This is a genomic window from Streptomyces sp. NPDC007856 (genome assembly GCF_042868225.1).
GTDB lineage: Bacteria > Actinomycetota > Actinomycetes > Streptomycetales > Streptomycetaceae > Streptomyces.
Genome location: NZ_JBIAEC010000014.1, coordinates 210335 through 222884, shown reverse-complemented (window position 1 = coordinate 222884; position 12550 = coordinate 210335). Strand labels below are relative to the sequence as shown.

Genomic DNA, 12550 nt, shown 5'->3' with positions numbered 1-12550 from the left:
GCGCGGGTGCGTTGTGGCTTGTCGCGCAGTTCCCCGCGCCCCTCCAACACGCACCCCTCCTCGTCAGGTGGCCCGCGGCGGTAGCTCGGGGCGGGCTCGGTTGGGGACCTCGGTGTAGTCGGGGGGGATGGCGGCCGGGTAGGACTCCAGGAGTTCCAGGGCGAGTTCGACCGCGTCGGTCAACTGGGCGTGGCGGCCTTCCGCCCAGTCCAGGGGGGTGCGCAGGATCTCCAGGTCGGGGGCGACGCCGTGGTTCTCGACGGACCAGCCGTAGGCGTCGAACCAGGCCGCGTTCATCGGGACCGTGATCACCGTGCCGTCGCCCAGGCGATGCCGGCCGGTCATGCCGACCACGCCGCCCCAGGTGCGCTGGCCGACCACCGGGCCGAGTTTCAGCAGCTTGAAGGCGGCCGTGATCATGTCGCCGTCCGAGGAGGTCGCCTCGTCGGCGAGGGCCACCACCGGTCCCCTCGGCGCGTTCGAGGTGTACGACACCGGTTGCGCGTCCCGCGTCAGGTCCCAGCCGAGGATCGTCCGGGTCAGCTTCTCGATGACGAGTTCGCTGATGTGTCCGCCCGCGTTGCCGCGCACGTCCACGATCAGGGCGGGCCGGGACACCTCCATGCGCAGGTCGCGGTTGAACTGGGCCCAGCCGGAGCCGCCCATGTCGGGGATGTGCAGATAGCCGCACTTGCCGCCGCTCAACTCCCGTACGACCGCGCGGCGTTTGGCGACCCAGTCCTGGTAGCGAAGCGGCCGTTCGTCGATGAGCGGGACGACGGCGACCCGGCGCGCCCGGTCCGGCTCGCCCTGTGCCGGAAGGAACGTCAGCTCCACGGTTGTACCCCCGGAGCCGGCGAGCAGCGGATACGGGCCGGTCACCGGATCGACCGGGCGGCCGTCGACGTGGGTGAGGATCGCGCCCTCGCGGATGCCGGTGCCGGCCAGTGGCGAGCGGGCCTTGGAGTCGGAGGAGTCGCCGGGCAGGATGCGTTTGACAATCCAACCCTGTTCCCGGTGGACGAAGTTGGTGCCGAGGAGGCCCTGCCAGCGCTGGTAGTGGGGCGGGCCCTCGTTGCGGCGGGCGGCGGTGACGTAGGCGTGCGAGGTGCCCAGTTCGCCGAGGACCTCCCGCAGGAGATCGGCGAACTCGTCGGGGGAGGCGACCCGTTCGACGAGGGGACGGTACTGGTCGAGCACCGCGTCCCAGTCGATGCCGGACATGCCCGGGTCCCAGAAGTAGGCGCGGATGAGGCGGCCGGCCTCGTCGTAGGCCTGGCGCCACTCGGCGGGCGGGTCGACCACGTGCAGGATGCGGCGCAGGTCGATCCAGACGGTGGTGTCGCTGTCGCCCATCTCCGTGGAGGGCACCGCGCGCAGCTCGCCCTCGTCCACGACGACCAGCCGGGTGCCGTCGCCGCTGACCGCGAACCAGTCGAGGTGGTCGACAAGTTCGGACTTTTTCGCCTTGGCGAGGTTGAAGTACTCCAGGGTCGGGCGGCCGCTGATGTCGGCCGGGTTGGCGAAGGTCTCGCCGAGCGCGCCGGAGATCGGCCAGCGCAGCCAGACCAGTCCGCCGCCGGCGACCGGGGACAGCCCGGAGTACTTGGAGGCGATCACCGGGAACGGCGTGACCCGCATCGCCAGGCCCTCGACCTCCACGGTCACCGTGCCGGCCTCGCCGGTCTCCTCCTCCTCGGCCGGGTCGAGGCCGCCGGCCGCCGGACGGCCCTCGGGATTCAGGGCGAAGGGGGAGGGGGTCGCCGAGTTCAGCGGGACGAGGTAGGGGCGGCAGCCGAGCGGGAAGGACAGGTCGCCGGTGTGGACGTCGTACACCGGGTCGAAGCCGCGCCAGGAGAGGAAGGCGAGATAGCGACCGTCGCGGGTGAAGACGGGGTTCTCGTCCTCGAAGCGGCCGTTGGTCACGTCCACGATCAGCCGGTCCTTGATGCGGGCCAGCTTGATCTGGCGCAGGGAGCGGCCGATGCCCGGGTGGGACCAGGTGAGCCAGGCGCCGTCCGGGGAGAAGGCGAGGTCGCGCACGGGGCCGTTGACGGACCGGATCAGCTCGGTCACGTGCTCGCCGACGTCGGCGGCATCTGAGCCACCTGAGCCGCCGTCACCGGGGTCACCAGAGTCACCGGACTCGCCGGAACTCTCAGAGCCACTTGAGTCACCGGAGTCGCCCAAGTCACCGGAACTCTCAGAGCCACTTGACTCACTTGACTCACTTGAGCCACCGGAGTCGCCCGAGTCGCTTCCAGCGTCCACCGCCTCTTCGGTGACCTGACCCTCCGTGCCTTCCGTCTCCTCCGTCACATCGATCAGCAGCAACCGCCCGTCGTGCGAGGCGACCGCCAGCCGTTCGCCCTCCGGGTCGCAGGCCATCTCCAGGACGCGGCCCAGCCGGCCGGAGGCCAGCCGGCGGGGCGCGCGGTCGCCGCTCGCGCGGGGCAGCTGGGCGATCTCGACGGCGTCCTCGCCCTCGGCGTCTGTCACATACGCCACCTGGCCGGTCGTCCCCAGCATCTCCGGCAGCCGTACCCGTACGCCGGGTGTGTCGGTGATCGTGCGGGCGGGGCCGTCGCGGTGGGTGAGCCAGTACAGGCTGCCGCGTACGACGACGGCGCTGGCCCGGCCGGTTTCGTCCACGGAGATGCCGTCGACGTGCTGCGCGGCCGGCACCTGGTAGCGGCGGCGCCCGGTGGCCGGCCCGGCCAGGCGGATGTCCAGCTTGCGCGGTACGGCGGCCGGGGAGAAGTCGTCCACCATCCACAGGTCGCCCGCGCACTGGTACACCACCCGCGTGCCGTCGCTGGAGGCGTGCCGGGCGTAGAAGGCGTCGTGGTCGGTGTGGCGGCGCAGGTCGGTGCCGTCGTAGGCGCAGGAGTAGAGGTTGCCGACGCCCTCGTGGTCAGAGAGGAAGGCGATGCGGCCCGCGACGAACATGGGGCAGGCCAGATGCCCCTCGATGCCGGGCAGCAGGCGTTGCCCGTGCAGCCAGAGGCGGCCCATGGCGCCGCCCCGGTACCGCTTCCAGGAGGCCGGCTCGTGCGGCGGGGTGCCGGTGAGCAGCAGGGTCTTGTGCCCGCCGGCGACGTCGGCGACCTGGATGTCGGCGACCGGGCCCCAGGGCAGTTTGCGCCCGGGGTCGCCGTCGGGGGACACCTTGTAGGCCCAGGTGAAGTACGAGAAGGGCTCGCCGTGGGAGGCGACGGCGAGGATGTGGCACGTCCCGTCCTCGTCCGGGGGCGTCCAGCCGCAGACCTGGGTGTCGGTGCTGCCCCAGTACGTCAACTGCCGGGCGGGACCGCCCTCGACGCCGACGAGGTGGATCTCGGGGACGAAGCTGCGCCAGCTGGTGAACGCGATCTGGCGGCCGTCGGGCGAGAAGCGCGGGTGCCCGTCCTTCGTGCGGTCCGCGGTGAGCCGCCAGGCCCGGCCCGGGGCCTCGAGTGGGGCCAGCCAGACGTCGTCCTCGGCCACGAAACACACCAGGTCGCCGCTGAGGTGGGGAAAGCGCAGATAGCTCACCCTCCCCATGCTTTTCCGCCCGCTGGGGGCCAGCAACTCGTGCGGCCCGCGAGGCCGCTCCTTGTGCGGTCCTCGCGGCCGCGAACTTATGCGCCTCTCACGTTCGTGACCCAGCACACGTACGAAACGGTTTCGTTTCGAATGGTCTCAGGGTATCTTCATGGTGGTACGAAGCAGGAAGCTCCGGAGTGGGAAGGCGAGTGGCATGACCGAGGTTGTCGCAACGTCACGGCGCAGCCGGATCACGCCCGAGCGCGAGGCCGAGTTGTACGAGGCGGTGCTCGACCTGCTCCGGGAGGTCGGCTACGACGCCCTCACCATGGACGCCGTCGCCGCCCGCACCCGGTCCAGCAAGGCCACGCTCTACCGCCAGTGGGGCGGCAAGGCCGAGCTGGTGGCGAAGGCGGTGCGGCACAGCAAGCCGGGCGGCTCCGCCGACGGGGTCGACACCGGGTCGCTCCGAGGCGATCTGCACGCCCTCACCCTGCGCTCCGACGACTGCGAGATGGAGCAGAACTCCGCGCTGATGCGGGGTCTGGCGATGGCCGTCCACGGCAACCCGGACCTCCTGAAGGCGTTCAAGGAACATCTCATCGAGCCGGAGCTGGCCGAGTTCCGCCGTGTGCTGCAGCGGGCGATCGACCGGGGCGAGGTCCGTGCGGACAACCCCGCGATCGACTACGTGATGCACATGATGATCGGCGGGTTCGCCGCCCGCTCGCTCATCGACGAGCAGCCGCCGACGCAGGCGTTCCTCCTGTCGTACATCGACGCCGTGGTCCTCCCCGCCCTCGGCGCACCCACCAGCTGATCATCCTCCGATCCCCGAGCAAGCCCACCGTCTGACGTCACCGCTCACGTCGTCGGGCTGATCTCCCCTGCCCTGATGAACCCCACGACCTGACCGGGAGTACGCCTCCGTGGCCACGTTTCTGTACAAAGCAGGCCGTCTCGCCTTCCGGCGACGGCACTTCGTCGCCCTCATATGGGTCGCGCTGCTCACCCTCGCCGGGGTCGGCGCCGCCTCCGCGCCGCCCGCCGGCAGCACGTCCTTCTCCATCCCCGGCACCGAGGCCCAGAAGGCCTTCGACCTGCTGGAACAGCGCTTCCCCGGGATGAGCGCCGACGGCGCCACCGCGCGCGTGGTCTTCAAGGCCCCGAGCGGCGAGAAGGTGACCGACCACGACAACAAGGCGGCCGTCGAGAAGACCGTCAAGGAGCTGCGGAGCGGCTCCGAGGTCGTCTCCGTCGCCGACCCCTACGCCGGGCACGCCGTCAGCAGGAACGGCACCATCGCCTACGCCTCGGTGAAGTACAAGGTCTCCGGCATGGAGCTGAAGGACTCCTCCAAGGACGCCCTGAAGGAGGCCGCCCAGCACGCGCGTGACGCCGGGCTGAGCGTCGAGGTCGGCGGTGACGCGCTCACCGCGACCCCCGAGACCGGATCCAGCGAGGTCATCGGCATCGGGATCGCCGCCGTGGTCCTCGTCATCACCTTCGGCTCGCTGCTCGCGGCCGGATTCCCGCTGCTCACCGCCATCATCGGGGTCGGCATCGGCGTGTCCACGATCACCGCGCTCGCCAGCGCCCTGGACCTCGGCTCCACGACCTCCACCCTGGCCTCGATGATCGGCCTGGCCGTCGGCATCGACTACGCCCTCTTCATCGTCTCCCGCTACCGCGCCGAACTCGCCGAGGGACGCGAGCGCGAGGACGCGGCCGGGCGCGCTGTCGGCACGGCGGGCTCGGCGGTGGTCTTCGCCGGCCTCACCGTCGTCATCGCCCTGGTCGGCCTGTCGGTCGTCAACATCCCGATGCTGACCAAGATGGGCATCGCCGCGGCGGGCACGGTCGCCATCGCCGTGCTGATCGCGCTGACGATGATCCCGGCGCTGCTCGGCTACGCGGGCCGCAGGGTCAAGCCGGCCGGCCAGAAGAGCAAGCTGCTGAGCGGCGGCCGTACGCCGAAGAAGCCCGGCCGCCCCAACATGGGCACCCGCTGGGCGAGCTTCGTCGTACGGCGTCCGGTCGCCGTCCTGCTGCTCGGGGTGCTCGGCCTCGGCGCGGCGGCGGTCCCGGCCGCGTCCCTGGAACTGGGTCTGCCCGACGACGGTTCCCAGCCCACCTCCACCACCCAGCGCCGCGCCTACGACCTGCTGTCCGAGGGCTTCGGACCGGGCTTCAACGGCCCCCTGATGGTCGTGGTCGACGCCAAGGACAGCGCCCACCCCAAGAAGGCGTTCAGCGAGGTCGGCGACGAGATCAAGGGCCTGAAGGACGTCGTCACGGTCACCCCGGCCGTGCCCAACAAGGCCGGCGACACCGCGACGATCACCGTCGTACCCAGGTCCAAGCCGTCCTCGAAGACGACCGAGGACCTGGTGCACGCCATCCGTGACAAGGGGGCGGGCATCACCGCGAAGACCGACTCCAAGGTCCTGGTGACCGGTACGACGGCGATGAACATCGACGTCTCGCAGAGGCTCAACGACGCCCTTCTGCCCTACCTGGCGCTGGTGGTGGGTCTCGCGTTCCTGCTGCTGATCGTGGTCTTCCGCTCGGTCCTCGTCCCGCTGAAGGCGGCCCTCGGCTTCCTGCTCAGCGTGATGGCGGCCCTGGGCGCCGTGGTCGCGGTCTTCCAGTGGGGCTGGCTGTCCGGCCTGATGAACGTCGAGCAGACCGGCCCGGTCATGTCGATGATGCCGATCTTCATGGTGGGTGTCGTCTTCGGTCTCGCGATGGACTACGAGGTCTTCCTCGTGACCCGGATGCGGGAGGCGTTCGTCCACGGCGAGAAGCCCAACCAGGCCGTGGTGACCGGCTTCAAGTACGGGGCGAGGGTGGTGACCGCCGCGGCCGTGATCATGATCGCCGTCTTCTCCGGCTTCATCGGCTCCAGCGAGGCGATGGTCAAGATGATCGGCTTCGGCCTCGCGATCGCCGTCTTCTTCGACGCGTTCATCGTCCGCATGGCCATCGTCCCGGCGGTCCTCGCCCTGCTCGGCAAGCGGGCCTGGTGGCTGCCGAAGTGGCTCGACCGCGCGCTGCCCAACGTGGACGTCGAGGGCGAGGGACTGCGCACCGAGCCCGCCGCGGCCGGCAAGGACGCCGACCCCGACGAGGAGAGGGAGCTGGTACGGGCCTGACGTACCGCTCCTGAGCCGGAGCGGCCGGTGAGGGTGCCCGTGGGGACGGGGCTGCACCCTCACCGGCTTTCCGGTTCTCCCTCGAAAACCTCGCGAGCGGGCCTCGGGCGATGGCGTAGCGTGCCCGGCATGACGACGACAGCCGCCACTGACGCCGACGGGTCCGGAGCCCACCCCCGGTTCGCCGAAGCGCTCCGCGCGCTCGGCCTGGACGACGTGCTCGCACGGACCAGGAGGTTCCCGGAGGCCACCCGGACCGCGGCCGAGGCCGCCGCGGCCATCGGGTGCGAGCTCAGCCAGATCTGCAAGTCGCTGATCTTTGCCGCCGACGGGGTGCCGGTGCTGGTCCTCATGGACGGGGCCTCGCGCGTGGACGTGGACCGGGTGCGGGAGGAGCTGGGCGCCGGCCGGGTCACCCGGGCCGGCGCAGGCGTCGTACGCGAGACCACCGGGTATGCCATCGGCGGCGTGCCGCCCTTCGGGCACCGCACCCGCACGCGCGTCCTCGCCGACCGCTCGCTGCTCGCCCATGACGTGGTGTGGGCGGCCGCCGGAACACCGCACACCGTCTTCCCGATCGAGCCCAAGGCACTGGTGGCCCACGCCGGGGCCGACCTGGTGGACGTGCGCGAGCAGCGCGCTTGACGGCTTTGACCGCCGGCGTCTGCTGGCGACGTTCTCACCCCAGCGTGAGCCATCGGATGCCCAGGCGACCGACGTCCGATGCCTCCTCCCTCGTGATCGGCTCGCGCCCCGTCGCCTTGCGCAGGAAGCGAAGCTGATCCCAGCCCAGCTTCTCCAGCGCGGCTGCCCCGTCCGGGCCGAGCAGAAGGTCCTGCACCAAATCTGCGGCCTGGGAAGTCAGCCACGGCTCGCGCCCCAGGGCGTCGGCCAGGTCCAGGCCGTGCACGGCGACCTCGACCACGCGCGTCAGCAGGAACTCCGACAGGAGCATCGGATCGCCGTGCCGGGTGCGCACCACACGCCCTTCGGGCTCGGCCCGGCACAGTCGGTCCACCTGTTGCCAGGTGGTGTCGAAGTCGTCGGCGAGCGCGGCACCGCTGAGCTGTTCGGCCGCGTGCACTTGGGCCAGAGCGATCCGAGCCGCGTCGGTGTCCGGAGCGAAACGGTCGTCGGGCCGGTAGTACTCCACCGCCGAGACCTCGGCGCGGGTCGGCGCCGGCGCCGCCAGCATGCCCGGCAGCCAGGCGATCACCACCCGGACATGGGCCAGCAAGTCGCGCACCTTCCACGGCGCAAACCTCGTCGGCAGAAGCCATTCGGCGATCGAGACGCCGGTCATCGCCCGCGCGAGTTGACCCGCCTCAAGACGAAACGCTTCGACCACCCGCCCCTGATCCACGCGGATCAAGCTACCCGGCCTGGGGCAACCGGCTGTTCAGGGGGCTTGGATGAGTCCCACGACGCGTGAGGTCCCAAGCACCTTGCCCCGCGCATCGAGCGCCTTCACTTGGAAATACGGTCCGGGAGCGCTCGTGGTGACGGCTGTCTCGAATCCGGAGCGTGGGGCGTGTCCGACAACGACCGACAGGGAGTGGGGGTTGGACCCGGCCAGTACACGCCACGCTCTGGTCCGCGTCGAACCGTTCCAGGAGGCGTAGACGACGTTGCCCTCGGCGCCGGAGCGTGCCGCGGCACTCGGGGGGTAGTACGGAGTGCCGATCCATTCGTTCCGGAACGCCCGGTAGGAGATGTCGGAGCCCGGCAGTTCCGCGTCGTAGAGCAGGTTTCGCAAGCCGTTGCCCTGGGTGTTTCCCTCGCCTGCGTACTCGGAGTAGTACGGGCTCTGGCCCCATCCGATGAACTCGTTGCCGTTCGAAAGGGCCTGTGTGTTTCCCTGGGTCGGTGACTCGAGCGGCGGCTGGTGGTAGTAGGTCCTGTCCACGGTCGCCTTCCGGCTGCGGAAGTCGAGGTTGAGGATCAGGCCGTGCGACACCTGTTCGGGGGCGCCGTCGGGCAGGTCGCAGCAGCCGTCGTCGAACATGCTGATCCGGTGTCCCGGCCGGTACCGGGCATCGTGCTGCCAGTAGAAGTCCGCGTTGGGCCCGAAGGCGAAGTCGCTCTTCTTTCCTCCGATCTGATAGCGGATTCTCCCGGATCTCCTGATGACGTCGTAGATCGCCCACATGTTCCGGGCCGAGATCAGCAGTCGGCCGTCAGGACCCGCGTCGACGGAGTTGATGTGGAAGGCATCCCACACGCCGTCGGACGACGACGCGCTGGACACCGGCTCCTCGGAATCCGCGGGGTCCAGGTGGTCCAGCGCGTTCCACGAGAAGAGCAGTCTGCCCGTGGCGAGGTCGACCTCCTGGACCTCGCTGTTCTCGATGGCGCCGTTCTTCGGCCCACCGTAGGGCGTGAGGTCCATGGGCACGGGCTTGGACGCGATGAACAGCGCGGTACCCCGGCGGGTCAGGGTGAACTCGTGCTCGTCCGGGTAGTAGCCGTGATGCGCGAAGACCGTCTTGAGCAGGCGGTAATGGGTGTCGTAGATGTAGTAGCACCCGCCCGGTTCCGGGGCACCCGCCGGCAGGTTCGTGTACGACGGCGGCAGGGCGAGGGTTCCCTGCCACCAGGTCAGCACCGGCTTTCCCCGGCCCCTGCGGCCGTCGTAATAGGTCTGGACCCTGATGTCGGCGTTCTGGAGGTTCACGGAGGGGAGCGGGCGGAACCAGACCGGATCACCGGAGTTGTCGTTGATCAACGCCCCGGTCTGGCCGATCATCCTGTCCGCGCTGAACGGGCCCACGAGGATGTCTCCGCGGGCCGTTCCCGGTCTGTTCGCGGTCACGGTCACCCGCATGGGGTGAAGGCCCGGCTCGGAGACGAAGCTCCACACATCGCTGCCCGAGAGGACCGGGGGCGGAGAACTTTTCGTCGGGGGGAAGGGCTCCGTCGCGCACAGGTGGTCGCCCGCTTGCGGCCTTGCCGCCGCCGGGGGCAGACCGATCGCGACGACGCACCCGGCCGCGAGCATGCAGGCCCCGACAGGGCGCCAGGACCGCCTTCGTGTCCGGCGATTCCGCAGCTGTCGCGTCGCCATGGCCGGCCTCCCGGGCTCCCGGCACCCTTTCCCCCTGGCGGTGCCACTGGTCTTCGAACGCTTCGTCCGGTTCACCCCTTTGACCCAGAAGGATCAAGACGGGGGCATTCCTCGGGCGACGGTAAGCGACAAGAGCCGTCCGCACCTGCTGAAGGCCACGCAGGTAAGCCGTTCGGCAGACGCGGCCTCACCCGGACAGGCGGCGGTCACCCGGATCGCGGCCCCGGGCTGCTGGTGGGTCTCGGGGTGATGACGCATACCGGGTAGTCGGGTACCGGTAGTGAGAACCACCGGGCAGCAACCGGACGACAGGGAGCCGTCAATGACCGACAAGCCGACCGTCAGCGTTCTGGGCACCGGCATCATGGGGGCCGCGATGGCCCGGAACCTGTGCCGCGCCGGGCTGGAGGTCCGCGCGTGGAACCGTACGCGCGCGAAGGCCGAGCCGCTCGCCGCCGACGGCGCACGGATCGCCGGCACACCCGCGGAGGCCGTCGAGGGCGCCGACGTCGTCCTGACGATGCTGTACGACGGCAACACCGTCCTGGACGTCATGCGCGAGGCCGCACCGGCCCTGACCCCCGGCACGGTGTGGGCGCAGTGCACCACCGCCGGGATCGACCTGGTCACCGACCTGGCCGCCTTCGCGGGCGAGCACGGACTCGTCTTCTACGACGCACCCGTCCTCGGCACCAGGCAGCCCGCCGAGACCGGTCAGCTGACCGTACTGGCCGCCGGCCCGCAGGAGGGGCGGCAGACGGTCGCGCCCGTGTTCGACGCGGTCGGCGCGAAGACCATGTGGACCGGGTCCGACGGCGGCGCGGGCAGCGCCAGCCGGCTGAAGCTGGTGGCCAACAGCTGGCTGCTCTCGGTCACCGCGGCGACCGGGGAGGTGCTCGCCCTCGCCCGGGCCCTCGGCGTGGATCCGCAGGGGTTCTTCGAGCTCATCGAGGGCGGTCCGCTCGACATGGGATACCTGCGGGCGAAGTCCGCGCTGGTGCTCGACGGCAAGCTGACCCCGCCGTCGTTCGCGGTGGCCACCGCCGAGAAGGACGCCCGGCTCATCGTCCAGGCGGGCGAGCGCGGCGGGGTACGGCTGGACGTCGCCGCCGCGACCGCGCAGCGGTTCGCCCGCGCCGCCGCCCAGGGCCACGCGGACGAGGACATGGCCGCCGCGTACTTCGCCAGCTTCGACCAGGACGGGCGGCAGGAGAGGGAGAAAGGCGAGCAGAGCCGGACTCCGCGCGGGTGACGAGGCGTCGACATGACGGGGCGGGGTACCGGGAGGCACCCTGGAAGCAGCGGTTTTCGGAGGTGATCGTCATGACGCACACCGCTGTCGGATGGCATGTCGAGCTGGAGTTCAAGGAGGACGATCAGCACACGGATGCGGCGGCCCTGCTGCGCTTGCCCGACGGTACGGAGGTGCGGGCGCACGGGCACGCCACCCGGCACCGCGTCGACGCCAATCAGCCACGGGTCGGCGAGGAGGTGGCCGGCGCACGCGCCCTGAACGAGCTGGCCATGGAACTGCTGAGCAAGGCCCATGGCGAGATCGACGAGGCGTCCGGACGGACCTCGCACCCGATCAACGTGTGACGGCGCAACCTACGCGAGCGCCGCGCGTACCGCCCGTACCAGCGCCTGTGCCCTCGGGTCCGCCGTCACGCTCTTCCGGAAGCCGTTGGTGACATAGCCGAAGGCGATCCCGGTCTCCGGGTCGGCGAACGCGAGGGCGCCGCCCCGGCCCGGGTGGCCGAAGGAGCCGGGGGAGAGCAGCGGGGACGCCGCGCCGTGCAGCATGGGGCCGAGGCCGAACCGGGTGCCGACCACCAGGACCCGGTCCGGTCCGGCGGACTGCTCGGCGCGGGCCAGTTCCCCCGTCTCCGGCGTGAACAGCCGTCTGCCGCCGTCGACCTCGCCGATGAGCGAGGCGTAGAAGCGGGCCAGGCCCTCGGCCGTGGCGATGCCGTTGGACGCGGGCAGGGCGGCCGCGCGGTAGGCGGGGTCGTTCTCGTCGGGCAGCGGGGTGATCGCGGCGAACGCGCGCCGGGTCAGCGAGTCCGGGTCGGCGTAGGCCTGGGCCACCGCGCGCTTGGGGCGGGTCTTCAGGCCGCCCACGGCCTCGGCCGCCTCGACCGGGCCGACACGGCCCACGCGCGCGTGCTCCGACTCCGGCAGGCCGAGCCACAGGTCCGCGCCGACCGGGCCGGCGATCTCGTCCGCGATCCAGTCGCCGACCGGGCGTCCGGTGATCCGCCGGATCAGCTCGCCGGTGAGCCAGCTGTAGGTCTGGGCGTGGTAGCCGTGGTCCGTGCCCGGTGCCCACACCGGCGCCTGCGCGGCGACGGCTGCGGCGCCGAGATCGGGGTCGGCGGCCTCGGCGGGGGTCAGCGGGCGGTCCAGCACGGGCACACCCGCGCGGTGGGCGAGCAAGTGCCGGACGAGGGTGTGCTCCTTGCCGGCCGCCTTGTACTCGGGCCAGTACGCGCCGACCGGGGCGTCCAGGTCCAGTTCGCCGCGCTGGTGCAGGAGCAGCAGCGCGGCGGCGGCGACACCCTTGGTCGCGGAACGCACGATCTGCGCGGTCCCGGGCTCCCAGGGCGCCGTACCGTCCACATCCCTGGTGCCGGCCCACAGGTCGACGACCTTGTGCCCGTCGCGGTACACGGCGACGGCAGCGCCGCGCTCCCCGAGCAGCGCGAAGTTCGCCGCGAACGCCTCCCTGACCGGCTCGAAGCCCTCGGCCACTGCGCCGTTCACGTCCACGTCCGCCGTCCCTTCGGTCACTGTCCCATCGCCTGCG

At 71.1% G+C, this 12550-nt stretch carries 9 protein-coding genes; 5 read left to right on the top strand and 4 right to left on the bottom strand.

Going from position 1 to position 12550, the window contains the following annotated elements; translation table 11 throughout:
• Positions 1–63: 63 nt before the first annotated feature.
• A complete protein-coding gene (locus tag ACFYOH_RS30810) occupies positions 64–3543 on the bottom strand; it encodes a S41 family peptidase (RefSeq protein ID WP_388632215.1) in 3480 nt (1159 codons plus the stop codon).
• A 196-nt stretch (positions 3544–3739) separates the two neighbouring features.
• On the opposite strand from ACFYOH_RS30810, the gene ACFYOH_RS30805 reads away from it, so the two are divergent.
• The 3 genes from ACFYOH_RS30805 to ACFYOH_RS30795 all read left to right on the top strand — a co-directional run bounded on the left by ACFYOH_RS30805 (position 3740) and on the right by ACFYOH_RS30795 (position 7325).
• Positions 3740–4345 carry a TetR/AcrR family transcriptional regulator gene (locus ACFYOH_RS30805; protein ID WP_388632212.1) on the top strand — a complete coding sequence of 202 codons (606 nt, stop codon included), beginning with the start codon at positions 3740–3742 and terminating at the stop codon, positions 4343–4345.
• Between the two features lie 109 nt (positions 4346–4454).
• On the top strand, positions 4455–6680 hold the full coding sequence (locus tag ACFYOH_RS30800) for an MMPL family transporter (protein WP_388632209.1): 2226 nt from the start codon (positions 4455–4457) through the stop codon (positions 6678–6680).
• A 129-nt stretch (positions 6681–6809) separates the two neighbouring features.
• Positions 6810–7325, top strand: a complete 516-nt coding sequence (locus tag ACFYOH_RS30795) for a YbaK/EbsC family protein (protein WP_388632206.1) — start codon at positions 6810–6812, stop codon at positions 7323–7325.
• A gap of 34 nt (positions 7326–7359) precedes the next feature.
• Here ACFYOH_RS30795 and ACFYOH_RS30790 read toward each other — a convergent pair whose 3' ends face one another.
• Entirely contained in the window at positions 7360–8043 is a 684-nt protein-coding gene (locus tag ACFYOH_RS30790) for a maleylpyruvate isomerase N-terminal domain-containing protein (protein ID WP_388632203.1), read from the bottom strand.
• Between the two features lie 36 nt (positions 8044–8079).
• Positions 8080–9492 carry an arylsulfotransferase family protein gene (locus ACFYOH_RS30785; protein WP_388632200.1) on the bottom strand — a complete coding sequence of 471 codons (1413 nt, stop codon included), beginning with the start codon at positions 9490–9492 and terminating at the stop codon, positions 8080–8082.
• Between the two features lie 574 nt (positions 9493–10066).
• Here ACFYOH_RS30785 and ACFYOH_RS30780 point away from each other — a divergent pair.
• Both ACFYOH_RS30780 and ACFYOH_RS30775 read left to right on the top strand, forming a co-directional pair.
• Positions 10067–10996 (top strand): NAD(P)-dependent oxidoreductase, encoded by a 930-nt coding sequence (locus ACFYOH_RS30780; protein ID WP_388632197.1) that lies wholly within the window; start codon positions 10067–10069, stop codon positions 10994–10996.
• Between the two features lie 71 nt (positions 10997–11067).
• Positions 11068–11343 carry a DUF1876 domain-containing protein gene (locus ACFYOH_RS30775; protein WP_388632194.1) on the top strand — a complete coding sequence of 92 codons (276 nt, stop codon included), beginning with the start codon at positions 11068–11070 and terminating at the stop codon, positions 11341–11343.
• 9 nt (positions 11344–11352) lie between these two features.
• Here the strand turns inward: ACFYOH_RS30775 and ACFYOH_RS30770 are convergent, their stop codons facing one another.
• Positions 11353–12513: a serine hydrolase domain-containing protein gene (locus ACFYOH_RS30770; protein WP_388632372.1), complete on the bottom strand. Its 1161-nt coding sequence runs from the start codon at positions 12511–12513 to the stop codon at positions 11353–11355.
• Between the last annotated feature and the right edge of the window lie 37 nt (positions 12514–12550).